This is a genomic window from Pararobbsia silviterrae, assembly GCF_003628125.1.
Lineage (GTDB): Bacteria > Pseudomonadota > Gammaproteobacteria > Burkholderiales > Burkholderiaceae > Pararobbsia > Pararobbsia silviterrae.
The window spans coordinates 756,160-779,829 of record NZ_RBZU01000001.1 but is presented as its reverse complement, the minus strand read 5'-3'; the positions used below and the strand labels follow the sequence as shown (position 1 = coordinate 779,829).

Annotated in this window: 20 protein-coding genes; 11 read left to right on the top strand and 9 right to left on the bottom strand. The window is 66.3% G+C overall.

The features are described from left to right. The first annotated feature begins 2 nt into the window (after window positions 1-2). The 4 genes from D7S86_RS03565 (at window position 3) to hutG (ending at window position 4,376) form a co-directional block, all read left to right on the top strand. Window positions 3-632: a HutD/Ves family protein gene (locus D7S86_RS03565; protein ID WP_158601847.1), complete on the top strand. Its 630-nt coding sequence runs from the start codon at window positions 3-5 to the stop codon at window positions 630-632. 16 nt (window positions 633-648) lie between these two features. Continuing rightward, window positions 649-1,962: an imidazolonepropionase gene (gene hutI / locus D7S86_RS03560; RefSeq protein WP_121083468.1), complete on the top strand. Its 1,314-nt coding sequence runs from the start codon at window positions 649-651 to the stop codon at window positions 1,960-1,962. Then, window positions 1,959-3,392, top strand: coding sequence for a formimidoylglutamate deiminase (locus D7S86_RS03555; protein WP_121083466.1), 1,434 nt, complete (start codon window positions 1,959-1,961; stop codon window positions 3,390-3,392). The genes hutI and D7S86_RS03555 overlap by 4 nt, the downstream gene beginning before the upstream one ends. Before the next feature lie 171 nt (window positions 3,393-3,563). After that, window positions 3,564-4,376, top strand: a complete 813-nt coding sequence (hutG, locus tag D7S86_RS03550) for an N-formylglutamate deformylase (RefSeq protein WP_121083464.1) — start codon at window positions 3,564-3,566, stop codon at window positions 4,374-4,376. 472 nt (window positions 4,377-4,848) lie between these two features. On the opposite strand, the gene D7S86_RS03540 is transcribed toward hutG, so the two are convergent. Beyond that, entirely contained in the window at window positions 4,849-6,045 is a 1,197-nt protein-coding gene (locus D7S86_RS03540; protein WP_121083460.1) for a porin, read from the bottom strand. 616 nt (window positions 6,046-6,661) lie between these two features. Between D7S86_RS03540 and D7S86_RS03535 the strand changes: the two genes are divergently transcribed. Next, on the top strand, window positions 6,662-7,789 hold the full coding sequence (locus tag D7S86_RS03535; protein ID WP_121083458.1) for an SGNH/GDSL hydrolase family protein: 1,128 nt from the start codon (window positions 6,662-6,664) through the stop codon (window positions 7,787-7,789). A 156-nt stretch (window positions 7,790-7,945) separates the two neighbouring features. Here D7S86_RS03535 and D7S86_RS03530 read toward each other — a convergent pair whose 3' ends face one another. From D7S86_RS03530 to D7S86_RS03500, 7 genes are all read right to left on the bottom strand, one after another. Continuing rightward, window positions 7,946-8,986 (bottom strand): L-threonylcarbamoyladenylate synthase, encoded by a 1,041-nt coding sequence (locus tag D7S86_RS03530; protein ID WP_121083456.1) that lies wholly within the window; start codon window positions 8,984-8,986, stop codon window positions 7,946-7,948. Between the two features lie 178 nt (window positions 8,987-9,164). After that, window positions 9,165-10,406 carry a 5-(carboxyamino)imidazole ribonucleotide synthase gene (locus D7S86_RS03525; protein ID WP_121083454.1) on the bottom strand — a complete coding sequence of 414 codons (1,242 nt, stop codon included), beginning with the start codon at window positions 10,404-10,406 and terminating at the stop codon, window positions 9,165-9,167. Window positions 10,407-10,494: 88 nt separating this feature from the next. Continuing rightward, window positions 10,495-10,989 carry a 5-(carboxyamino)imidazole ribonucleotide mutase gene (gene purE, locus D7S86_RS03520; RefSeq protein ID WP_276313256.1) on the bottom strand — a complete coding sequence of 165 codons (495 nt, stop codon included), beginning with the start codon at window positions 10,987-10,989 and terminating at the stop codon, window positions 10,495-10,497. Window positions 10,990-11,054: 65 nt separating this feature from the next. Further along, on the bottom strand, window positions 11,055-11,948 hold the full coding sequence (locus tag D7S86_RS03515) for a phosphoribosylaminoimidazolesuccinocarboxamide synthase (RefSeq protein WP_121083450.1): 894 nt from the start codon (window positions 11,946-11,948) through the stop codon (window positions 11,055-11,057). Between the two features lie 133 nt (window positions 11,949-12,081). After that, entirely contained in the window at window positions 12,082-13,146 is a 1,065-nt protein-coding gene (fba, locus tag D7S86_RS03510) for a class II fructose-bisphosphate aldolase (RefSeq protein WP_121083448.1), read from the bottom strand. 459 nt (window positions 13,147-13,605) lie between these two features. Continuing rightward, window positions 13,606-15,042 (bottom strand): pyruvate kinase, encoded by a 1,437-nt coding sequence (pyk, locus tag D7S86_RS03505; protein WP_121084272.1) that lies wholly within the window; start codon window positions 15,040-15,042, stop codon window positions 13,606-13,608. 484 nt (window positions 15,043-15,526) lie between these two features. Beyond that, window positions 15,527-16,723 (bottom strand): phosphoglycerate kinase, encoded by a 1,197-nt coding sequence (locus D7S86_RS03500; protein ID WP_121083446.1) that lies wholly within the window; start codon window positions 16,721-16,723, stop codon window positions 15,527-15,529. Between the two features lie 342 nt (window positions 16,724-17,065). Here D7S86_RS03500 and D7S86_RS03495 point away from each other — a divergent pair, with 342 nt between their 5' ends. From D7S86_RS03495 to D7S86_RS03470, 6 genes are all read left to right on the top strand, one after another. Beyond that, window positions 17,066-17,986, top strand: coding sequence for a branched-chain amino acid transaminase (locus tag D7S86_RS03495; RefSeq protein WP_121083444.1), 921 nt, complete (start codon window positions 17,066-17,068; stop codon window positions 17,984-17,986). A 135-nt stretch (window positions 17,987-18,121) separates the two neighbouring features. Then, window positions 18,122-18,319, top strand: a complete 198-nt coding sequence (locus D7S86_RS03490; RefSeq protein WP_121083443.1) for a zinc-finger domain-containing protein — start codon at window positions 18,122-18,124, stop codon at window positions 18,317-18,319. A gap of 2 nt (window positions 18,320-18,321) precedes the next feature. Next, complete coding sequence (waaF, locus tag D7S86_RS03485; protein WP_121084270.1) at window positions 18,322-19,347, top strand: lipopolysaccharide heptosyltransferase II; 1,026 nt, start codon at window positions 18,322-18,324, stop codon at window positions 19,345-19,347. A gap of 131 nt (window positions 19,348-19,478) precedes the next feature. Further along, a complete protein-coding gene (locus tag D7S86_RS03480) occupies window positions 19,479-19,925 on the top strand; it encodes a nuclear transport factor 2 family protein (RefSeq protein ID WP_121083441.1) in 447 nt (148 codons plus the stop codon). Between the two features lie 31 nt (window positions 19,926-19,956). Further along, a complete protein-coding gene (locus D7S86_RS03475) occupies window positions 19,957-21,039 on the top strand; it encodes a YheT family hydrolase (RefSeq protein ID WP_121083439.1) in 1,083 nt (360 codons plus the stop codon). An 87-nt stretch (window positions 21,040-21,126) separates the two neighbouring features. After that, entirely contained in the window at window positions 21,127-21,753 is a 627-nt protein-coding gene (locus D7S86_RS03470; RefSeq protein WP_121083437.1) for a DUF2946 family protein, read from the top strand. 18 nt (window positions 21,754-21,771) lie between these two features. Here D7S86_RS03470 and D7S86_RS03465 read toward each other — a convergent pair whose 3' ends face one another. Further along, entirely contained in the window at window positions 21,772-23,526 is a 1,755-nt protein-coding gene (locus D7S86_RS03465) for a M48 family metalloprotease (protein WP_420813203.1), read from the bottom strand. Between the last annotated feature and the right edge of the window lie 144 nt (window positions 23,527-23,670).

The window sequence follows — 23,670 nt, the reverse complement described above, 5'->3', positions numbered from 1 at the left end:
GCATGCACAACGCCTCGCCTATTGTGACGTTTGAAAAGATCAGCGCGGCCAGCCGCCAGCCGGTGCTCTGGAAGAATCGCGGCGGCGTGACGCGCGAAATCGCACGCCAGGCCTCGACGCGCGACGATACGTTCGACTGGCGCGTGAGCGTCGCGGACGTCGATCAACCCGGACCGTTTTCGACGTTCGAGCACGTCGACCGCATCCTCGTCGTGATCCGCGGCGACCAGATGGTGATCCGGCGCGACGACACCGCGCTGCGGCTCGCCTGCTGGGAGCCCTATGCGTTCCCCGGCGAAGCGCCGATCACCGCGCATTTGCCGAGCGGTCCGACGCGCGATTTCAATCTGATGGTGCGCCGTGCGCATGGGCGAGGCAGCGTGCACGTGCATCGCGACGCCGAGTCGCTCGCGATGACGGACGGAACGGCCGTGTTGTATTGCGCGACCGGGGCGTTCTCGATCCGCGCGCTCGATGACGACGGCGCGCCCGTCGAACTCGAAGAAGGCGACGCGCTGCGTATCGATCTCGATGCGGATATGGCGTTCGACGTGCAGCCGACACGCGCCGACTCGGTCCTGATCGACGCGCGCATCGTGCCGTTCGTGCGCGCGACGCGCCCATCCGCATGACGACCGGGAGCCTCGCATGTCAATCACGACGCCGGCGCTGACGCTCTGGCATCACGCGCGAATCGCGCCGAGCGCGGATCCGGCGAACCTGCTCGAAGACGGTGCGCTGCTTGTGCGCGACGGACGCGTCGAATGGATCGGCCCGCTTGTCGAGGCGCCGCCGTCGGCGCGCGACGCGGTGCGCATGGACCTCGGCGGTCGGCTCGTGACGCCGGGTCTCGTCGATTGCCATACGCACCTTGTGTTCGGCGGCAATCGCGCCGAGGAATTCGCGATGCGGCTCGACGGCGCGAGCTATGAAGACATCGCGAAGCGCGGCGGCGGCATCGTTTCGACGGTCCGCGCGACGCGCGACGCGAGCGAGGACGATCTGTTCGAACACGCGCTGCGCCGGCTCGATGCGCTGCTTGCGGAAGGAGTCACGGCGATCGAGATCAAGTCGGGCTACGGACTCGATCTCGAGACCGAACGCAAGATGCTGCGCGTCGCACGCCGCCTCGGCGCCGCGCGCGAGGTCACGGTCTCGACGACGTTCCTCGGCGCCCATGCGTTGCCGCCCGAGTACGCGGGACGCGCCGACGACTATATCGGCCTCGTCTGCGACGTCATGCTGCCCGCGCTCGCGCGCGACGGCCTCGTCGACGCGGTCGACGTGTTCTGCGAACGCATCGCGTTTTCGCTCGACCAGTCGCGCCGCGTGTTCGAAACGGCCCGGCGGCTCGATCTGCCCGTCAAGATGCACGCCGAACAGCTCTCGCTGATGGGCGGCGCGGCGCTGGCCGCCGAGTATGGCGCGCTGTCGGCCGATCATCTCGAGTTCCTCGACGAGGCCGGCGTGCTCGCGATGCGACGCGCGGGGACCGTCGCGGTCCTGCTGCCGGGCGCGTTCTATTTCATTCGCGAGACCCGGTTGCCGCCGCTCGATCTGCTGCGGCGTCATCAGGTGCCGATCGCGGTCTCGACCGATTGCAATCCCGGCACGTCGCCGATCACGTCCTTGCTTCAAACGCTCAATATGGCGTGCACGCTGTTCCGGATGTCGGTCGGCGAAGTGCTCGCGGGCGTCACGCGGCATGCGGCGACCGCGCTCGGGCATCCCGATGTCTGCGGCGAGATCCGCCCGGGCGCATGGGCCGACTTCGTCGCATGGGACATCGGATCGCTCGCCGAGCTTGCGTACTGGAGCGGACTCGATCGATGCGCGATCGTCGTCCGGCATGGACGCATCGCGCGCGATGCGCGTCGTGTTCACGAGGGCCGCGACCTCGATGGCGGCCGCGACACGCGCGTGCGCCGCGAAACGCCCCACGTTTCCGGACCCGCCTCATGAACGACCGCGCACTCTTCGCCGCGCACGCGCGGCTCCCCGATGGCTGGCGCGAGAACGTGCTGCTCGAATGGGACGCCGACGGCACGCTGACGCGCGTGTCGCCCGACTACGCGCTCGCCGGCGACCTTGCGTCGCGCGACGGCGGTCCGGATTCCGCCCGCGCCGCGCCGCTCGCGCGCGCCGCGGGCCCGCTCGTCGCGGGCATGCCGAATCTGCACTCGCACGCGTTTCAGCGCGCGATGGCGGGCCTCACCGAACATCGCGCCAATGCGACGGACAGCTTCTGGAGCTGGCGCGCGCTCATGTATCGCTTTGCCGCGAAGCTCACGCCCGACGGCATCGGCGCGATCGCGCGCTGGCTCGACATCGAGATGCTCAAGGCCGGCTACACGTCCGTCTGCGAGTTCCACTACCTGCATCACGGACCGGACGGCCGCCCCTATCCGAATGTCGCGGAGACCGCCGAGCGCGTCGTCGACGCAGCGGCGCGGACCGGCATCGGCATGACGCTGCTGCCGGTGCTCTATCAATTCAGCGGATTCGGCGCGCGCGCCCCGAATCCTGATCAGCGGCGCTTCATTCATACGCCCGACAGCCTGCTGCGCGCGCTCGACGGCCTGCGTCTGCGCTATCCCGAAGATCCGATGCGACGCTACGGCGTCGCGCCGCATTCGCTGCGGGCCGTCTCGCGCGACACGCTGCGCGAACTGCTCGCGGGGCTCGATCGCGATTTTCAAGGCGCGCCGATCCATATCCATATCGCCGAGCAGACCGCCGAAGTCGACGCCTGTATCGCGACCGAGGGCGCACGGCCCGTGCGGTGGCTGCTCGATCAGTTCGAGGTCGGTCCGCGCTGGTGCCTCGTGCACGCGACGCATCTCGACGAACACGAAACGCGCGCGCTGGCGCACACGGGCGCGACCGCGGGCTTGTGCCTGACGACCGAGGCCAATCTCGGCGACGGCCTGTTCCCCGCGCTCGACTACGTGAACGCGGGCGGCCGGTTCGGCATCGGGTCAGACAGTCATATCGCGGTGGACTGGCGCGCGGAGCTTCGCTTGCTTGAATACGGTCAACGCCTCGCGCGCCGCGAACGCAATGTGCTCGCGTCGCGCGCGCAACCGGCTGTCGCCGATCATCTGTTCGACGCGGCGGCACACGGCGGCGCGCAGGCCACGGGACGCGCGGTCGGTTCGATCGCGGTCGGCCGACGCGCGGATTGGATCGTGCTCGACCCCGATCATCCGAACCTCGCCGAACGTCCGCCATCGATGTGGCTTTCGGGCGCGGTGTTCGGCGAACATGGCGCGTCGCCGGTGCGCGATGTGTACGTCGGCGGACAGCGGCGCGTCGAGCGTGGCCGGCATGCGCAGGAAGAGGAGGCGTTCGCCGACTATCGACGCGTCCTGCGCGAATTGCTCGCCGATTGAAACGCGACGCCGGACGCCGCGGCCGATCATCGTCAACGGGATGCGCGGCGTGACCCTGCATCGCGCGCGTGCACCATGCCATGTTCATCGGCCTGCGCCGCAACGGCTATGCTTACGGGCGCGCCGCACGTCGCCCGCACTCTCAGACCCGCCACACGAAAACGCACTGTCATGACGGAACACACAGCCCGACCGGTCGCCTCGCTTCATCGCGGCACGATTCCCCTGCTGATCTCCATCCCTCACGTCGGTACGCATCTGCCCGACGACATTGCCGCGACGATGCACGCCGTCGCGCGCGAACTCGACGATACCGACTGGCATCTCGACCGGCTCTACGGCTTCGCCAAGGATCTCGGCGCGTCGATTCTGACGCCGTCGCACTCGCGCTATGTCGTCGACCTGAACCGGCCGCCCGACGGCGCGAGCCTCTATCCGGGCCGCGATACGACGGGCCTCTTCCCTGTCGATACGTTCGACAAGGCGCCGCTCTATCTCGACGGTCAGGCGCCCGACGCGGCCGCGCAGGCGGCCCGTCGCGATCGATACTGGCAGCCGTATCACGACGCACTGCGTCAGGAGCTGGATCGCCTAAAGCGCGAACACGGCCGTGTGCTGCTCTGGGAAGCGCATTCGATCCGCTCGGTCGTGCCTCGGCTGTTCGACGGACGCCTGCCCGACTTCAATTTCGGTACCGCCGACGATCGAAGCGCGCGCCCGGGTCTCGCGACGCTGCTCGCGGACCGCGTGGTGCAGCACGGCGGTTATTCGGCGGTCGGCAACGGCCGCTTCAAGGGCGGCTACATCACGCGCCACTACGGCACGCCCGAACGCGGCTTCCATGCGGTCCAGCTCGAACTCACGCAGATCAGCTACATGGAAGAGACGTCGCCGTACGCATACGACGACGCCAAGGCCCACGCCATCGAGCCGCTGCTCAAGGCCCTCGTGACCGACGCGCTGGCGTTCTGCACGCAGGGTTGAGCGCGCCGCGCCCGACGCATCGGACAGAGATGCCGGAACGGCGCATCCGGCATGCACCGAGACGATGCGTGCACACGCCATCGATTCCCCATCCGACGACGTTCCGCGGCATCAAGACGACCGCGTGCACGGATGCGATGCATGCGCACCGTGCCGGTCTGCGTCCGCCGGCGCGACGTGCGACCTTATCCGCTCAGGCAATCGACCGACAGGCGAGCGCGTTCAGACGCGCGCGGACTTAAGCGCGCCGAACGCGACGACCGGTGCACTGAATGGCATGGAAGTCGCTTCATTCGTCCGATGCGCTTGAATGACGCGCCGCACGCCAATTCGCATACGGCGCGCATCCGTTTTCACCGCTTATTCGGCTCATTTCAATAGCTCACAAATAATTAAAGCCAGCCAGTGGTAAAACCACTGACTGGCTTTTTGAGATGCTTCGATATAGCGGGATATGGATCCCGCTTTTCGATCAGAAGCGGTGACGCAAACCGAGCGAAACCATGACTTGTTCGGACGTACCCGGATAACCGTACGAACCGATCGATGCCGAAGCCGGACCTGCCGTAACGGTCGTCGTGTCCGTAATCGTGTCGGGCAGATAACCCGTCTGGCCATTCGCATGCTGATACGCGCCGACGAGATAGACGTCGGTGCGCTTGGACAGCGAATAATCGGCGCCGAGCGAACCCTGGTTATAGATCGCCGTCGTATTGCCGCTCGAGTGCATGTACGTATACCCGAGGCCCAGCAGCAGCGCCGGCGTGGCCTGGTAATTCGCGAAGCCCGAACCCGAGTTGTACTTCTCGGTCGTGCCGAACAGCGATGCGGTATCCGGACGGTACATCGCATTGCTGTAGCTCAGACCGAACGTGAACGGTCCGAACACGTATTGACCCGCCACGCGCGCGACCGCGATCGACCGGGCCGATGCATAGGCGCCGTTGATCAGATCGCCGTCGAACGTGCCCGTCGACGTCGCGCCCGTCGACCAGCCATCGCGTCGGCCGAGGCTCGCGTTCGAGTTGTCGGCGACCCAGTAGCCGGCCGCGATACCGAACGGCCCATTGTTGTACTGCGCCGCGACCGACCAGGTCTGGCCCGAGCCCGTCGTGCCGGCCACGCCGCCGAACGCATACATACCCTCGACCTGGAAGCCCGAGATGGTCGGCGAGACGTACTTGAGGGAATTCGTCGTGCGCGAAGAGTTGTCGTAGTTGTCGACGTCGCCAGGCGTCGCAAAGATCGAACCGAAGTAGTTGTCGCCCGTCAGCGGCTGAACAAAGTCGACGACCGGGTCGTATTGCTTGCCGAGCGTGAACGTGCCGTATTGGTCGTTGGTCAGCCCCACGAACGATTGGCGGCCGAACAGGGCGCCGCCTTGCTGCGACTTGCCCGTACTCGGATCGAAGCCGCCTTCCAACGTGAAGATGGCCGACGTGCCGCCGCCGAGATCTTCATTGCCTTTCATGCCGAAGCGCGTACCGGCCAAGTCGCCGCCGCTCGCATTGCCCAGCGTCCAGAGATGTTGGCCGCTCTGATTCGCGTGATCCACAAAGGTCAATTCTTCGTCGATGACGCCATACAGCGTGACGCTGTTCTGAGCCTGAGCGGCCCCTGCTGCCGCGAGCATCGATAGAGAGAGGGAAGACAAGATGAGTCGTTTCATTCAGCTCTCCGCAATATTATGTTCATGAACGTCGATACCGAATGCACAGTAGCGCAGCGTTCAACACCAAGCGAGCGGACATAAACGAATGTCGCCAAAACAACACACTTTTATAAAAGTTACACATCAAACTTATGAAAATTGACACCTGATTAATGAGCGGCATCGATGCATGCAAAATGCGGCACCGCATATACATGCTTTATCGCGACGCCGCATTCGAATTGATCCTCTATCGCCTGCTATCGCCACGGTGAATCCCGCGTTGTACGCTTCGTTACAGTTCAGGAAAAAATCGCTCGTGCGAAACGCGGCCGCAAGACCGTCGCGGTGACGACTGATTTTGGGATGCCGATGTCATGCCGCTCGCCGGCAAAACCGGCCTGCCGTCATCGGACAAACGCGCGTTTCAACGACGAGGGATATAAGAAAAAGGCGTTCACAGCTTCGCTGCGCGCCATGGGAGACAAGGCGAGACGTGCCCCGTCATCGCTTTTTAAATCGCGGATTCGTCGCGCCACGTCATGCGAAATGTATCGGCAGTCCATACGTTTCAATGCGCGTCGCGAAATCGATAGTCCGCTAATAACTACGACGCATTCATGCGAGGAGCGCAATGAAGTTCAGCCCCAAGTCTCATCAAACGGCCCGCCGCATGCTGCAAGCCGCAGCGGCGGTCGCTCTCACGTTCTCGGTCGTCGCGTGCGGCGGCGGCGGGAGCGACAGCACGACAGCGTCGACGCTTAAGAGCCAGGTCAACCAGAGCTTCCAGGTCGTCTCGTTCGGCGACAGCCTGTCGGACGTCGGCACGTACGCCCCGAACATCGAACTCGAATTCGGCGCGAGCGGCCGCTTTACGACGAGCCCGGGGCAAGTCTGGACGCAGGAAGTCGCGACGTACTACGGCGATACGCTGACGCCCGCCGAAACGGGCGGCTTCGGCGCGACGATCACGCAATATCCGAACGGCTATGGTTATGCGCAGGGCGGCGCGCTGATCAGCGGCACCGAAGGCAACGGCTGGGAAGCCAACGGCGCGGCCGCGTTGACCGTACCGGTCACGCAGCAGGTCACGAACTACCTGACCACGCACGGCTCGTTCAACAGCAATCAGCTCGTGCTGATCCAGGGCGGCGCGAACGACCTCATTCAATTCGCGGAAGAGGTCTCGGCGGATCCGACTCAGTTGGCCAACGCGTCCACGGTGATCCAAGCGGCGGTTACCGCCTTCGTCACCGATGTCGGCACGATACTCGCCAAGGGTGCGACGCACGTCGTCGTCGTCAACATTCCGGATATCTCGCAGACGCCGCTCGCGACGCTCGCGAACGACGGAGGCGCGACAGCGGCACTGTTCCAGCAGCTCGTCACGGGCTTCAACACGGCCCTGTCCACGGCGCTGACGGCGAATTTCGGCTCCGCCGTCGTGCAGGTCGACTCGGCGACCTTCATCGACAACGCGGTCACGAACTACCAGGCAAACGGTTTCAGCGTCAGCAACACGGCCACCGCCTGTAACCTGACCCAGATGTACGAGAACGCGCTCGCGAGCGGCCTCTCGACCACGGAAGCGGCGTCGTTCGAAAGCTCGCTGTTCTGCTCGCCGCAGCTCTACGTGGCGGCGAACGCGGACCAGACGTATATGTTCGCCGACCAGATCCACCCGACGACGCATCTGCACGCGCTGTTCGCCGCGTATGTCGAGTCGCAGATCAATACGGCGTATGGTCTGACGGCGAACTAAGACTGAATGCGGGCCGCAGTTCGTCGGCGGCCCGCATCGAACATCCGTCCACGCGCCTGCATGGACGGACGGATGCCTGGATCGCTCGCGCGGCCGTCCCTTATATGCGGTCCCGTCTAAGCGCCGGCATGCGCGTACGCGACACGGGAAGCGCCATCAATCGTCGACCGGCAGGTCGTCGTCAAACGCGGCCGCCGCGCGGCCCAGGCGGTCGTTGACCGCCGCCCATTCGGGCGTCGCAGGCAGACGCTCGATCAGAATCCGGTCAACCTCCGACCGGTCGAGCTCCCGCAACAAACCATAGAGCGCCTGCGCATAGCGCGGCGGATCCTCGGGCGCCGCGATAAACGCGACGTTCGGCAGCTTCGCGATATCGCCGATCGCCGACGGCCGCGCGACGATCGCAATCCGCTCGTCGGACCGTTCGATCGCGGTCGCGGCGATGGTGTCCGCATCGGCCAGCGCAAGCGGCGTACGCGTCGCGTAGTGCGCCTTGAGCGTGCCCGACGCGCGCGGCGCGCTCGCATCCGAACCGTCGGGCAGGCGCGGCATCTCGCCGAGCACCTCGGCAATCTCGACCGGCGTCAGATGGCCGGGGCGCAGCAAGGCCGGAAACCCGCGCGACAGATCGAGAATCGTCGACTCGATGCCGACCTTCGACGGTCCGCCGTCGAGAATCTGGACCGCGCTGCCGAATTCGTCGAACACATGCTGCGCGGTCGTCGGACTCACATGACCGAAGCGGTTCGCCGACGGCCCGGCGACGCCGCCGTGCCCGTCGCGCAGCGCGTCGAACGCGCGCAGCAAGGCTTGTGCGACGGGATGCGACGGACAGCGCAAGCCGACCGAATCCTGCCCGCCGCTGACGACGTCGGGAATATGCGCGGCGCGCTTGAGAATCAACGTCAACGGGCCAGGCCAGAACGCGTCGATCAGCAGACGCGCCGCATGCGGCAAGTCATGGACCCAGTAGCCGGGATCGCTGTCGGGCGACACATGGACGATGACCGGATGCGTCGAGGGTCGCCCCTTGAGCGCATAGATCCGATTGACCGCGTCGACGTCCTCGGCATTCGCGCCCAGGCCGTAGACCGTCTCCGACGGAAACGCGAGCAAGGCGCCGCGCGCGAGCACCTCGGCCGCGGTCTGAATGCCGGCCGCGTCCGGTTGGAGAAAGGAGGGATGCGCGTCAGTCATATCGCTGTGTCAAAGGGATCGGACGGCGCGCGGCAGCGGCGACGTCCATGCAATCGTGCGCTCGTCCATGATCGGTGCTCGGTGCCGCATGTCCATGCTCCGTGCCCCGTGTCCGTGGTTCTTGGTCCGGGGTCCCGAGTCCCGAGTCCCGAGTCCCGAGTCCCGAGTCCCGGGCCCATCATGCGTCGAATTCGATGCGCAGCAAGCGCTGGCACTCGCGCGCGGCCTCGCGGGCTGCCTCGGGCGTCGCTGCAGCGAGCGTGATGTGCCCCATTTTGCGCCCGCGGCGCGCTTCTTCCTTCGCATACAGATGCAGCCGCGCGGGCGGCAGCGCGACCACGTCGTGCCACGGCGGCGTGACGGGCACGTCGTTCTGGAACCAGATATCGCCGAGCACATTGAGCATGACGGCCGGCGAATGCTGGCGCGTATCGCCGAGCGGCAGCCCGGTCATCGCGCGCACCTGCTGTTCGAACTGGCTCGTCGCGCACGCGTCGATCGTGTAATGCCCCGAGTTGTGCGGACGCGGCGCCATCTCGTTCGCGACGAGCGTGCCGTCCTCTAGCACGAAGAACTCGACGCAGAGCACGCCGACATAGTGCATCTGCGCCGCGATTGCCTGCGCGGCCGACTGCGCCTGCGCGACGATCGCCGCACTCGCGCGCGGCGACGGCACGGTCGTCTCGGCGAGGATGCCGTGATGGTGCACGTTCTCGGCGAGCGGATAGACAGCCGAACGTCCGTCCGCACCGCGCGCGACGAGCGCCGACACCTCGTAAGCGAGCGCCAGCCGCTTTTCGAGCACGCACGCGACGCCGCCCATCTCGGCATGCGCGAGACGCACCTCGTTCGCGTTCGCGACGCGGATCTGGCCCTTGCCGTCATAGCCGAGACGCGCCGTCTTCAGGATGCCGGGCAGCACCGTATCGAGCGTCGCATCGTCGAGCGCGGCGAGCGCGGCCGACGACTCGATGACGACGTGCGGCGCGACCGGCACGCCGCACTCGACGAGAAATTGCTTTTCGACCGCGCGGTCCTGCGCGATCGCGACACAGCGCGCGCTCGGCGCGACGAAACTCGAATGCGCGAGCAATTCGAGGCTCGCCGCGGGCACGTTCTCGAACTCGGTCGAGATCGCCGCGCAGAGCCGCGACAGTTCGGTCAGTCCCGACTCGTCGTCATAGGCCGCGCGAATATGACGGTCCGCGACGGTGCCCGCCGGGCTCGACGGATCGGGATCGAGGACCGCGACGCGATAGCCCATCGCCTGCGCCGCGAAGCAGAACATGCGGCCGAGCTGGCCGCCGCCGAGCATGCCGAGCCACGCGCCCGGCAGCAGCGGCGCCGCGGGCGCCGAGCCGCGTTCGGCGCCGGGCGCCGGAGTGACGATCGAAGCGGGAGTCGATAGCGAAACGCTCATGGTGTGTCCTGCCAATCTGAATGAACAAATGGAAACAGCCGGCATCGTGCCGGCGGTTCTCCGTGACGCCGATCCGGCCCGACGCGCGTCAGGCGGGCGGCAGCGTCATGTTGCGCGCGACCTCGTTCTGGCGCGCGCGGAACGCATCGAGACGCGCCGCGAGTTCGGGCGACGCGTTCGCGAGCAACGACACCGCGAAGAGCGCAGCATTCGCCGCGCCCGCTTCGCCGATCGCGAACGTCGCGACGGGCACGCCCTTGGGCATCTGCACGATCGAATGCAGCGAATCGACGCCCTTCAGGTATTTCGACGGCACCGGCACGCCGAGCACGGGAATCGTCGTCTTCGCGGCCAGCATGCCCGGCAGATGCGCGGCGCCGCCCGCGCCCGCGATGATCGCCTGAAGCCCGCGCGCACGCGCGCCCGCCGCATAGTCGAACATTTCGTCGGGCATCCGGTGCGCCGAGACGACCTTCGCCTCGTGCGCGATACCGAATTCCTCGAGCACCGCGACTGCGTGTTTCATGACGTCCCAGTCCGAGCTGGACCCCATCAACACGCCTACCTGTACTGAATCACTCACGTCGTCGTTCCTTGCTGTCCCTTCGCGCGGGGTCGGCCGCGCGGGTCGATTGCGATATTGGGCTTTTACTTGAGGGTCTCGCCGGTCAGGCGTTCGAGCGCCTCGCGATACTTCGCGGCCGTCTTCTCGACGACGTCGTCGGGCAGCTTCGGCGCGGGCGCCGTCTTGCCCCATGGTTGCGCCTCGAGCCAGTCGCGCACGAATTGCTTGTCGTACGACGGCGGGTTGCTGCCGACCTGGTATTGATCGGCCGGCCAGAATCGCGACGAGTCGGCGGTCAGCACTTCGTCCATCAGGTGCAGCGTGCCGGCATCGTCGAGTCCGAATTCGAACTTCGTGTCGGCGATGATGATGCCGCGCGTCGCCGCATAGGCCGACGCTTCCTTGTACAAGCGGATGCTGACCTCGCGGATCTTCGCGGCAAGCTCGGCGCCGATGCGCTGCTCGACGTCTTCGAACGAGATGTTCTCGTCGTGTTCGCCCATCTCGGCCTTCGCCGCGGGCGTGAAGATCGGCTCGGGCAATTGCTGCGCGTTCTGCAGACCGGCGGGCAGCTTGACGCCGCACACGGCGCCGCTTGCCTGATAGTCCTTCCAGCCGCTGCCCGCGAGATAGCCGCGCACGACGGCTTCGACGAGGATCGGCTGCAGCCGCTTGACGACCACGCCGCGGCCCTGGACCTGCGCGACTTCGTCAGGCTGGACGACCGACTCGGGCGCGATGCCCGTCAGATGGTTCGGCACGAGATGGCCGAGCTTCTCGAACCAGAAATTCGCCATCTGGTTCAGCACGCGACCCTTTGCGGGAATCGGCTCGCCCATGATGACGTCGAACGCCGACAGGCGGTCCGTCGTCACGATCAGCAGCTTGTCGTCGCCGACGGCGTAGTTGTCGCGGACCTTGCCGCGGCCAAGCAGCTTCAGCGAGTGGAGCGAGGATTCATACAGAGTCGAGGACATGGCAGCCTTTGCAATCGTGCTTCTACATCAAACATGGAATCGAAAACGCCACCCGGGCCATGGGTGGCGTACCTGAACCGGGCGGCGCCGCGCGCGAGATCCGCGCCGCGCCATCCGTGCGAACGCGCGCGGCTTAGTGCACGACCTGCGCGAGATCGCCCTTCTTGTACTTCTGCGCCATCGCGTCGAGCGCGACGGGCTTGAGCTTGTCGGCCATGCCTTCGCAACCGAACGCCAGATAACGCGCCTTGCAGACCGCGAGCGCGGCGGCGCGCGCCGGCTTCAGATAATCGCGCGGATCGAACTTCGACGGATTCTCGAACAGGTAGCGACGGATCGCGCCGGTCATCGCGAGGCGCAGGTCGGTGTCGATATTGACCTTGCGCACGCCGTGCTTGATGCCTTCCTGGATTTCCTCGACGGGCACGCCGTAGGTTTCCTTCATGTCGCCGCCGAATTCGCGGATCTCGGCGAGCAGTTCCTGCGGCACCGACGACGACCCGTGCATGACGAGGTGCGTGTTCGGAATACGCGTATGGATTTCCTTGATCCGCTCGATCGACAGGATGTCGCCCGTCGGCTTCTTGCTGAACTTGTACGCGCCGTGCGACGTGCCGATCGCGATCGCGAGCGCGTCGCACTGGGTGTTGCGCACGAAGTCGGCGGCCTGCTCGGGATCGGTCAGCAGTTGCTCGCGCGTCATCGTGCCTTCGGCGCCGTGGCCGTCTTCCTTGTCGCCCTTCATCGTCTCGAGCGAGCCGAGCACGCCGAGTTCGGCCTCGACCGTCACGCCGATCGCGTGCGCCATGTCGACGACGCGGCGCGACACGTTGACGTTGTAGTCGTAGCTCGCGACCGACTTGCCGTCTTCCTCGAGCGAGCCGTCCATCATGACGCTCGTGAACCCGCTGCGCATCGCCGCGATGCAGACCGCCGGCGACTGGCCGTGATCCTGGTGCATGACGACCGGGATATGCGGATACGACTCGACCGCGGCTTCGATCAAATGACGCAGGAACGGCTCGCCCGCATATTTGCGCGCCCCCGCCGACGCCTGCATGATGACCGGCGAGTTGACCTCGTCGGCCGCCGCCATGATCGCCTGGATTTGTTCGAGGTTGTTCACGTTGAACGCCGGAAGCGCGTAACCGTGCTCCGCTGCATGATCGAGCAGCTGGCGCATTGATACGAGAGGCATGTTGAACTCCTTAGCAGTGTATAAATCTGGCGGCCAGGCGGATCCCGTCGTGCGAATCGGCTCGGGTTCGCGGCGCGTGTCATCGGGCGCGTCGTCGATCGATGCGATACGACACGCGGTCGCACCCGATCGCCTCGGGCGCGCCCGGCACGGCAGACAGCGAACAACCGGAGTCTCACGCATTCGGCACGCGTCACACCCGTTGTCACCCACGGTAGCGCGCGCGACGATGCTTGCGCGACGCGCCACCCGTTGATGCATGCTCCAAAGCGTGCTCGGCTCGCGATCTCGCGAACACACTTTGAAGCGCGCGCCAAACACACACGCGGGACACATGCGGACCACACGCAGGACGCACGCGGCACCCGCGCGCACCGGACGTGGCACGCCGCATCACACGGCATGCGTCCGCACGCACGGGGTCCGCGCGGTGTGCCGCGCGGGCCCGGTCCCGTTCGCTCAGATCGGCTCGCCGATCCGCACGATCTTGAGCGTATTCGTACCGCCCGCCGCCCCCATCGGCTCGCCGACGGTCAGCACGATCTTGTCGCCGTGCTTCGCATAGCCCTTCGACACGATGATGTTGATCGCGTCGGTCAGCGCTGCGTCGCGATCGCGGTTCGAGTCGATCGAGACCGAGGTCACGTTCCGATAGAGCGACATCGCGCGCACGCTGCTCTCGCGCGGCGTCAGCGCATAGATCGGCACATGAATCCAGTGGCGGCTCATCCAGAGCGCGGTCGCGCCCGATTCGGTCAGCGCCACGATCGCCTTCGCATCGAGGTGGTACGCCGTGAACAGCGCGCCCATCGCGATCGACTGGTCGATCCGCGTGAACGTGCGGTTCAGGAAGTCGTTGTCGAGTTCGACATGCTCGGACTTCTCGGCCTCGACGCAGATCGCGGCCATCGCCTCGACGGTCTCGATCGGATACTTGCCCGCCGCGGTCTCGGCCGACAGCATGACGGCGTCGGTGCCGTCGAGCACCGCGTTCGCGACGTCCGACACTTCCGCGCGCGTCGGCACGGGGTTCTGGATCATCGACTCCATCATCTGCGTGGCCGTGATGACGACCTTGTTCGAGTCGCGCGCCATGCGGATCATGCGCTTCTGCAGCGCGGGCACGGCCGCGTTGCCGACTTCGACCGCGAGGTCGCCGCGCGCGACCATGATGCCGTCCGATGCGTCGAGGATCGACTGGAGCACGGGAATCGCTTCGGCGCGCTCGATCTTGGCGATCATCTTCGGACGCAGGCCGTATTGCTCGCCCGCGATGTTCGACAGCTGACGCGCCATCTCCATATCCGTCGCGTTCTTCGGGAACGAGACCGCGATATAGTCGGCGCCGAGCGACATCGCCGTCTTGATGTCCTCCATGTCCTTCGCGGTCAGCGCGGGCGCCGTGAGGCCGCCGCCCTGGCGATTGATGCCCTTGTTGTTCGAGAGTTCGCCGCCGATCTTGACGATCGTATGGATCTCGTCGCCGACGATGCGCGCGACGGTCAGCACGATCAGGCCGTCGTTGAGCAGCAGCACGTCGTTGGGCTTCAGATCGCGCGGCAGATCCTTGTAGTCGAGGCCGACGCGATCGTCGTTGCCGAGCTCGCACGCGGCGTCGAGGATGAACGCGTTGCCCGCGATCAGCGTCGTCTTGCCGTTCTCGAACTTGCCGACGCGAATCTTCGGGCCTTGCAGGTCGGCCATGATCGCGACTTCGCGACCCGCCTGGCGCGCGGCCTCGCGAACCGTCTCGGCCCGCTGGCGGTGATCGTCCGCTTTACCGTGCGAGAAATTCAGGCGCACCACGTCGACGCCTGCCTTGATCATCTGATGCAGGGTGTCGAACGAGCTCGAAGCGGGGCCGAGAGTTGCGACGATTTTGGTGGCGCGATGCATGGATCTCCTCGTTCTGCGGTGGGCAGGGCTGGTGAAAGACGCAGCCGATGGGTCCGACTCCGGGGTCTTCCGGTGATCGGCGGCTGTCGGGTTTGTTGTCAGATGGGTATTCGGAACGGATGCGGCGGCCGGCGCGGATGCGCCCGCGGAATGCGCCGCGACGGGCGCGGGCTCGGCTGCGCCGATCGCCGAGGCGGCATGGGCGGCATGGGCGGCGTTGTGCGCGGACACGTCCGCGGCCGAGGCGTCATCGGGCACGGCAGCCGGCGCGACCGCGTCGCTCGCCGCATCGAGCGCATCGAGCAGGTCCGCGACGTCGTGCGCGGTCTCGGCCGCGACGGGCAATGCGCCCGTGGTTTCGCCGGCGCCCGTCTGCGCGACGGTGTCGGCGGCCGGCTGCGGCGCGCCTGATGCGCTGCCCGACGCGGCGCCGGATGCGCCGTCCGTCGATTTCGGTGAAGCCGGTTTGCGGCGCGCGGTCATGTTATTTCGCTCGCGATTCGAGCACGGCGACGGCCGGGAGCGTCTTGCCCTCGAGGAACTCGAGGAAGGCGCCGCCGCCGGTCGAGATGTAGCCGATCTTGTCGGCGATGCCGTACTTCGCGATGGCGGCGAGCGTGTCGCCGCCGCCCGCGATCGAGAACGCGGCCGAATCGGCGATCGCCTTCGCGAGCGTCTTCGTACCCTGTTCGAACGCGGCGAACTCGAACACGCCGACCGGACCGTTCCAGACGATCGTGCCCGCTTCGCCGATCTGCTTGGCGAGCTGCGCGGCCGTCTGCGGGCCGATATCGAGGATCAGGTCGTCCGCGGCGACCGCATCGGCCGATTTCGTTTCGGCCGGCGCGTCCGCCGAGAAGGTCTTCGCGGTCACGACGTCGGTCGGCACGGGCACCGACGCGCCGCGCCGGTTCATGAGATCGATGATCGCCTTGGCTTCGTCGACGAGGTCGGCTTCGGCGAGCGACTTGCCGATCGGCTTGCCGGCCGCGAGCAGGAACGTGTTCGCGATGCCGCCGCCGACGATCAGCTGGTCGACCTTTTCGGCGAGCGACTTGAGAATCGTGAGCTTCGTCGAGACCTTCGAGCCCGCGACGATCGCGACGAGCGGGCGCTTGGGCGCGCCGAGCGCGCGGCCGAGCGCGTCGAGTTCCTGCGCGAGCAGCGGGCCCGCGCACGCGACGGGCGCGTACTTGGCGATGCCGTGCGTCGTCGCCTCGGCGCGATGCGCGGTACCGAACGCGTCGTTCACGTAGACGTCGCAGAGCTTGGCCATCTTCTGCGCGAGTTCGTCGGAATCCTTCTTTTCACCCTTGTTGACGCGGCAGTTCTCGAGCAGCACGACCTGGCCGGGCTGCACGTCGACGCCGTTCTCGACCCAGTTCGCGACGAGCGGCACGTCGCGGCCGAGCAGTTCGGCGAGGCGCTTGGCGACCGGCGCGAGCGAATCCTCGGGCTTGAACTCGCCTTCGGTCGGGCGTCCGAGGTGCGACGTCACCATGACGGCCGCGCCCGCGTCGAGCGCCTCGCGGATCGCCGGCACCGATGCGCGGATCCGCGTGTCTTCGGTGATGTGGCCGGCGTCGTCCTGCGGCACGTTGAGATCGGCGCGAATGAACACGCGCTTGCCGGAGAGCTTGCCGTCGGCGACCAGATCGGAGAGACGCAAAACGTGGGTCATGTGATTGTGGGAGTTCCGGATTGGGTGGGACACTGCACGCGCCGCATCGCGCATCGCCACAACGCGCCGCGCTTCGAGCGAAAGGGAACGGTATTTTACCTGATCCGATCCGCGATCCAATGTGACAACGCAATGTCCCGAAATCTGCCGGCGATCTGGCAAAAATCGCAATGAACCCGCCCCGCGCGGCGTGCTCATGAGATTTGCGCATCAATTTTGAGATTTAAATACGGATCGATAGCGCGCGAACCGGTCGGTTTCGCAAATAGCCAGTGCCGCGACCGACTGATTTACAATGCGTGACTTGGCTCAATGCCCGCTTAAGAACTGAGGAGAATCGTGATGTCCATGGCCGACCGCGACGGCAAGATCTGGATGGATGGCAAGCTGATCGACTGGCGCGATGCGCAGATCCACGTCCTGACCCACACCCTGCACTACGGCATGGGCGTTTTCGAAGGCGTGCGCGCATACAAGACTGCGCAGGGCACCGCGATTTTCCGCCTCGCCGAGCATACGAAGCGGCTGTTCAATTCGGCGAAGATCTTCCAGATGGACATCCCGTTCGATCAGCAGACGATCGCCGACGCGCAGCTTGAAGTCGTGCGCACGAATGCGCTCGAGTCGTGCTATATCCGCCCGATCGTCTGGGTCGGCTCGGAAAAGCTCGGCGTCGCGGCCAAGGGCAATACGATCCACGTCGCGATCGCCGCATGGCCGTGGGGCGCCTACCTCGGCGAGGACGGTCTCGCGAAGGGGATCCGCGTCAAGACGTCGTCGTTCACGCGCCACCATGTCAACGTGTCGATGGTCCGCGCGAAGGCGTCGGGCTGGTACGTGAATTCGATCCTCGCGAATCAGGAAGCGACGGCCGACGGCTACGACGAAGCGCTGCTGCTCGACGTCGACGGCTACGTGTCGGAAGGCTCGGGCGAGAATTTCTTCCTGGTCAACAACGGCAAGATCTATACGCCGGACCTCGCGTCGTGCCTCGACGGCATCACGCGCGACACGGTGATCACGCTCGCGCGCGACCTCGGCCTGCAAGTCATCGAGAAGCGCATCACGCGCGACGAGGTCTACACGGCCGACGAAGCGTTCTTCACGGGCACGGCGGCCGAAGTCACGCCGATCCGCGAACTCGACAACCGCACGATCGGCTCGGGCAGCCGCGGCCCCATCACGGAGAAGCTGCAAAGCGCGTTCTTCGACGTCGTCGCGGGCAAGAACCCGAAGTACACGAACTGGCTCGCAACGGTCTGATTCACCGCGAGCACGGCTCGGGTCCGCGCGGCGCCGCCCTGCATTGCAAGGCGACGCCGCGCGACGCAGAATTCAGCGACAGCCGCCGAAAGCGGCGCTCGCGCCCCCTCAAGCCCTGGTAGAAGAACGGTCCCCATGAACGATAAAGCCCAAATGCCGCTGGTCGAACTCAGCGCACACGACCTGCCTGCGTACTGCCCGAACCCGAACATGGCGCGCTGGAGCTCGCACCCGCGCGTGTTCATCGACGTCACGCACGGCGAAGCGCGCTGCCCGTACTGCGGCACGCGTTACAAGCTCCGTGAAGGCGAAGTGATCAAGGGTCATCATTGAGCCTGCGTCGCGCTTTAGTTATCGCGCCGAATTGGATCGGCGACGCACTGATGGCGCAACCGCTGTTCACGCTGCTCAAACGGCTGAACCCGCGGATCACGATCGACGCGATCGCGCCCGGATGGGTCGCGCCCGTACTCGAGCGGATGCCCGAGATCAACGACGTCTACGCGAGCACGCTCGCGCACGGCAAACTCCAGCTCTGGAATCGCTGGCAGTTCGCGAGCGATTTTCGCGAGCATCGCTACGATGCGGCCTATGTGCTGCCGAATTCGCTGAAGTCGGCGCTTATTCCGTGGCTCGCGGGGATCAATCTGCGCATCGGCTATACGGGCGAGTCGCGCTACGGGCTGCTCAACGTCCGGCACGCGAATCCGCGTAAGGACGAACGCCCGCCGATGGTGCGCCACTATGCGGCGCTCGCGTACAAGCCGGGGGCAACGCTGCCCGACGAGCTGCCGATGCCGCGCATCGATTCGGATCTCAACGAAGCCGTGCGCGTCTCGAACCGGTTCACGCTCGATACGCGCGTGCCGCTCGTCGTGTTCTGCCCGGGCGCCGAATTCGGCCCGGCCAAGCGCTGGCCGCCCGAGCAGTTCGCGGCGCTCGCGCAGCTCGTGCGACATGCGTTTCCGTATGCGCAGATCGTCGCGCTCGGGTCGTCGAAGGATTCGAGCGTCGCGGCCGCGATCGCCGAGCATGCGCCGTTCGTGCGCAATCTCTGCGGCCAGACGTCGCTGTCGGATGCCTGCGCGCTGATCGGGCGCGCGAGCGCGGTCGTCTCGAACGATTCGGGGCTCATGCATGTCGCCGCCGCGCTCCGGCGGCCGCTCGTCGCGCTGTACGGATCTTCGGATCCGCGCCATACGCCGCCCTTGTCGGAGAGCGCGAAGGTACAATGGCTGCACCTCGAATGCAGCCCGTGCTTTCAGCGCGAGTGCCCGCTGGGTCACTTCAAGTGCATGCGCGATCTGAGTCCGGAACAAGTGTTCGAGCAGTTGCGCGAAATGTTGCTCGCGCGCCGGTAGTGCAGCGTGCCGCCCGCGCCGGATGCGCGGAAGCGGCGCTGCGCGGGACCGCCAGGCGGTCGTCCCGCGCGCCAGTCTCGGGCTGGCGGTGCTTGCCGGCGCAGTTAAACCGCCGCACTTTTGACCGACCGATGCCACGATTTGCCCGCCTGTTCGAAGCCGCCGCCGACACCTTGCATGCGTTCTATCGCGCGGTCAGCGAAGCCAATCTCGATGGCCTGATGGAATTGTGGATCGACGAGGAAGCCGTCACCTACATCTGCCCCGACGGCGCCCATCTGCATGGGCTCGACCAGATCCGCTCCGGCCTCGCGAAGCAGTTCGAGTTTCCGCGCACGCAGATCGAGCCGCTCGACGTTCGCGTCTATGACAGTCTCGGCACGATCGTCTACGCGGTCGCCGAGGCGCATCGCGCGCTCGACGAGCTCGATGTGCCCGAGATGGTGTTCTCGACCTATGTGATGGTCCATGAACGCGGCGAGTGGCGCATCGCGCATATCCATTCGAGCACGATGCCGCCGAAGGCCGCGGATCAGTTTGCGACCCGCTTGCGCCGCGACGCGGGACCGCTGCATTGACGCGAGGCGCGATCGCGCGCGCCCGCCTGTCATGAACGCCCCGCCGATCTATGCCAGCCCGCGATGGTTGCCGAGCGGGCATCTGCAGACGATCGTACCCGCCGTGTTCGGACGCCGGCCCGAGGTCGCGTTCGAGCGCGAGCGCTGGAATACGCCGGACGGCGATTTCATCGATCTCGATCATCTCGTCGATCGGGTCGGGGCTCGCGATGCGGCGCCGTCGCATGACGACGCGACGCGATCCGATGTCTTCGCGGCCCGAACACGCGACACGGCGCCGTTCGGCGACACCCTGAGCACGCCTGGGCCGCACGCGACGCCTCCGCTGCTCGTGCTGTTTCACGGCCTCGAAGGCAGTTCGTCGAGCCACTATGCATTGACGACGATGGCATCTGCGCGCGCGCACGGCTGGCGCGGCGTCGTCCCGCACTTTCGGAGCTGCAGCGGTTCGATGAATCTCGCGCCGCGCTTCTATCATTCGGGCGACAGCGCCGAAATCGACTGGATTTTGCGTCGTCTGCGCGAGCGGCATACGGGCAAGCTGTTCGTCGCGGGCGTCTCGCTCGGCGGCAATGCCCTGTTGCGCTGGCTCGGCGAACGCGGACGCGAGGCGGCGCGCATCGTCGATGCGGCCGCGGCGATCTCGGCGCCCGTGGATATTCCCGCCGGCGGACACGCGCTGTCGGGCGGCATCAACCTGATCTATGCGCGTTCGTTTCTCAAAACGATGAAGGTCAAGAGCCTCGCGAAGCATGCACAGTTCCCGGGCCTGTTCGACGTCGAGGCGATGCTGCGCGCCCGCACGCTCCACGCGTTCGACGATATCGTGACGGGACCGCTGCACGGCTTCAGGAATGCGGACGACTACTGGAACCGCGCTTCGTCGATTCACGTGCTCGGCGAGATCGAGGTGCCGACCCTCGTGCTCAACGCGCGCAACGATCCGTTTCTGCCCGCACGCGCATTGCCGACGCGCGTGCACGTCAGTCCGCGGGTCGAACTCGAACAGCCCGATACGGGCGGCCACGTCGGCTTTATGACCGGCGCGTTCCCGGGCCGGATCGACTGGCTCGGCGCGCGCCTGCTTCACTTCTTCGGTCAATTTGCAACGTAGGTATGAGACATGCGCGTTTGCGACGTGCGCGTCTGCGACATGCGCGTCTGCGACATGCGCGTTTGCTGAGGTACGGAGTGCTTCGTCATGGATGACATCGTTCGCGCGGCCCTCGCGAAATGGCCCAACGTCCCCGCATGCTATGGGTGGCTGATGCTCGATCGCCGCGGCGCATGGCGTATGCGGGACGAGGCCGCACAGCGCGCGCAAAGCCTCGGTTCGCCCGTGCGGCACGCGGCGCTGATTGCGTTCATCGTGCGCAACTACGACGTCGACGAACACGGGCGGTGGTACTTCCAGAACGGTCCGCAACGCGTCTATCTCGAGCTCGAATACACGCCGTACGTCGTGCGGCTCGCCCGCGATGCGGATACGGCGCGCGACGCGCTGACGTTGACCGACCAGACCGATGCGAGCTGGGAGCCCGTTGCATGCTGGACCGACGATCGCGGCGCCGTGCTGTTCTCGGGACATGCGCACGGCGATGCGCGCGCGAGGATCGCCGTGCTGCACGATCACGACCTCGATCTGTTCGCCGATCGTCTCGACGGCGACGCGGGTCGCCATCCCGATCACGCATCGCCGCCGCTCCAGTTCGTCTGGCGTCGCGACCGGATCCTGCCGATCGCGACGATCCGCGCGGAGGACGTCGCGGCACAGTTCGGCTTTGTCGCGAGTCCCGCGGCACTGGCCGCGCACGACGCGCACCGTTAGCCGGTCGCGAGCGCCGCCTCAGTTCAAGTCGTCCTTCTGCTTCTGATCTTCCTTGTACTGCGCTTCCATCTGATGGAGTCGAGCCTGGATCGCGGAGGCCTCGTAGAAGTTGACGCTCTTGTCGAGCGCCGCGGCCTTCAGATGTTCGGTCGCCGCGGGCCATGCGCCGCGCAACGCAAGACGTTCGGCCATCGCGCGATGCTCCGTCGCCGAATCGCCGAGCTTGTCGCTCGCCTCCGCGAGATAGGCCCACCATGCGGGTTCGTCGGGGGCCTTGACGGTCTGCTGCCGCGCGAGGGCCTGCGCCTGCGTAAACCGGCGCGCATGAAGCAGCGCCTCGAGTTGAACGTCGACGACCGCGTTCGACTGCGGCCAGCGGCCGCGCGCGGCATCGGCCAGCCGCAAGGCATCGGCGTCGCGCCCGTCCTGGACCGCGAGATGGACGGACAACACGGCAAGACTCGGCGAGTCGGCGTTCTCGTCGTGCGTCTGCGCGCGGAACAGCGCTTGTGCCTTCGCGAGCGATGCCTGCGCATCCGCTGTCTCGTCGAGCATGCTTTGCGCCGCGGCCTTGCCGTACCACGACGCGGCAGGATTCAACGCAGTCTGCATCTGGATGTCGGCATCGAAGCGCCGGACGTCCTCGCGCAGATCGCTGGGCCAATTCGCCTGCAGCACGATGGCGCGCTCGCGCACGAAGAAATACTCGGGGTTCTGCTTCGGCTGACGATAGGGCGTGCGGCGCGCGCGGTCTTCCATATCGGCGATGCGATCGGTCGTCAGCGGATGCGTGCGTGCGTAGGCCGGGACGAGGCCGCTATCGTGTGACGCCGCATCGAGCCGGCGGAAAAACTCGGCCATGGCGTACGGGTCGTAGCCGGCGCCCGCGAGCATGCGAAAGCCCGTGCGATCCGCTTCGTGTTCGGCGGTCCGGGAAAAGCGCAGCTGATTGTCGACCGCGAGCGCCTGCGAGCCGAGCGCGAGCGCTTCGCCGAGGTCGGCGCTATGCGCGACGAGACCGGCGAGCACGCCGAACAGCAGGCCCGCGAGCGCCGTATAGCCCGCGTGACGCTGCTGGCTGATCGAACGCGCGATATGGCGCTGAAGCACGTGTCCCATTTCATGGCCGAGCACCGACGCGAGTTCGGACTCCGTCTGCGTGATCTGGATCAGTCCCGTGTTGACGCCGATGAAGCCGCCCGGCAGCGAAAACGCGTTGATTTGCGGATCGCGCACGCCGAAGACTTCGAAGTTCGGCACATAGCCGCCGAGAAACTGGTCTTGCGCGGCTGACGCGAGACGATGCGAGACCGCGTTCAGATAGTCGACGAGCAGCCAGTCGTCGATGTAGTCGGGGTCGGAGCGGATCTCGCGCATCACGCGCTCGCCGAGCTTGCGTTCGGCCGCCGGCGACAGATCGCCGCCCGAGCCGTCGCCGAGGTTCGGCAAGGGCTGAATGAAGAAAGGGCTCTTGAATCCGACGGGCGATTCGAGCGCATTGAGGCCCGATGTGCGATCGGCGATTTCGTCGTCAGGCGTTTCGGCGAGATAGCGAAGCGGCTCCATCGGCAGGACCGGCACGACACGGAGCTCGGATGCGGCGAGCGCGGCCGAAGCCTGCTTCGCCGGGAACGCGGCCGAGCCCGTCGCGAGCAGCCGGTTCTCGCGCGTGCGCGCCGCGGCGGCGCTCGCGGCTTCAGCCGTGGCGGCCGCGGCGGACGCTGCTGTGGTGGGAGTCTGCAAGGCCTGCGCCCACACGGAGACCGTGGGCATCGCGAACGAGAGGATCAGCGCGGCGATCACGCCGTCGATCGAAGCGCCGATCCACAGCGAACGGAAGCGCGGCTGGCGCACACGCGAACGATGACGTGAAGGACTCGAGTTCAAGCGAGGAATCGGCGGCGTCGAGGCGGGAGG

Excerpts from the sequence above, each read along its gene's own strand:
- D7S86_RS03565 (WP_158601847.1), top strand. The coding sequence starts at position 3 with ATGCACAACGCCTCGCCTATTGTGACGTTTGAAAAGATCAGCGCGGCC.
- hutI (WP_121083468.1), top strand. The coding sequence starts at position 649 with ATGTCAATCACGACGCCGGCGCTGACGCTCTGGCATCACGCGCGAATC.
- D7S86_RS03555 (WP_121083466.1), top strand. The coding sequence starts at position 1,959 with ATGAACGACCGCGCACTCTTCGCCGCGCACGCGCGGCTCCCCGATGGC.
- hutG (WP_121083464.1), top strand. The coding sequence starts at position 3,564 with ATGACGGAACACACAGCCCGACCGGTCGCCTCGCTTCATCGCGGCACG.
- D7S86_RS03540 (WP_121083460.1), bottom strand. The coding sequence starts at position 6,045 with ATGAAACGACTCATCTTGTCTTCCCTCTCTCTATCGATGCTCGCGGCA.
- D7S86_RS03535 (WP_121083458.1), top strand. The coding sequence starts at position 6,662 with ATGAAGTTCAGCCCCAAGTCTCATCAAACGGCCCGCCGCATGCTGCAA.
- D7S86_RS03530 (WP_121083456.1), bottom strand. The coding sequence starts at position 8,986 with ATGACTGACGCGCATCCCTCCTTTCTCCAACCGGACGCGGCCGGCATT.
- D7S86_RS03525 (WP_121083454.1), bottom strand. The coding sequence starts at position 10,406 with ATGAGCGTTTCGCTATCGACTCCCGCTTCGATCGTCACTCCGGCGCCC.
- D7S86_RS03515 (WP_121083450.1), bottom strand. The coding sequence starts at position 11,948 with ATGTCCTCGACTCTGTATGAATCCTCGCTCCACTCGCTGAAGCTGCTT.
- fba (WP_121083448.1), bottom strand. The coding sequence starts at position 13,146 with ATGCCTCTCGTATCAATGCGCCAGCTGCTCGATCATGCAGCGGAGCAC.
- pyk (WP_121084272.1), bottom strand. The coding sequence starts at position 15,042 with ATGCATCGCGCCACCAAAATCGTCGCAACTCTCGGCCCCGCTTCGAGC.
- D7S86_RS03500 (WP_121083446.1), bottom strand. The coding sequence starts at position 16,723 with ATGACCCACGTTTTGCGTCTCTCCGATCTGGTCGCCGACGGCAAGCTC.
- D7S86_RS03495 (WP_121083444.1), top strand. The coding sequence starts at position 17,066 with ATGTCCATGGCCGACCGCGACGGCAAGATCTGGATGGATGGCAAGCTG.
- D7S86_RS03490 (WP_121083443.1), top strand. The coding sequence starts at position 18,122 with ATGAACGATAAAGCCCAAATGCCGCTGGTCGAACTCAGCGCACACGAC.
- D7S86_RS03480 (WP_121083441.1), top strand. The coding sequence starts at position 19,479 with ATGCCACGATTTGCCCGCCTGTTCGAAGCCGCCGCCGACACCTTGCAT.
- D7S86_RS03475 (WP_121083439.1), top strand. The coding sequence starts at position 19,957 with ATGAACGCCCCGCCGATCTATGCCAGCCCGCGATGGTTGCCGAGCGGG.
- D7S86_RS03470 (WP_121083437.1), top strand. The coding sequence starts at position 21,127 with ATGGATGACATCGTTCGCGCGGCCCTCGCGAAATGGCCCAACGTCCCC.
- D7S86_RS03465 (WP_420813203.1), bottom strand. The coding sequence starts at position 23,526 with ATGCCCACGGTCTCCGTGTGGGCGCAGGCCTTGCAGACTCCCACCACA.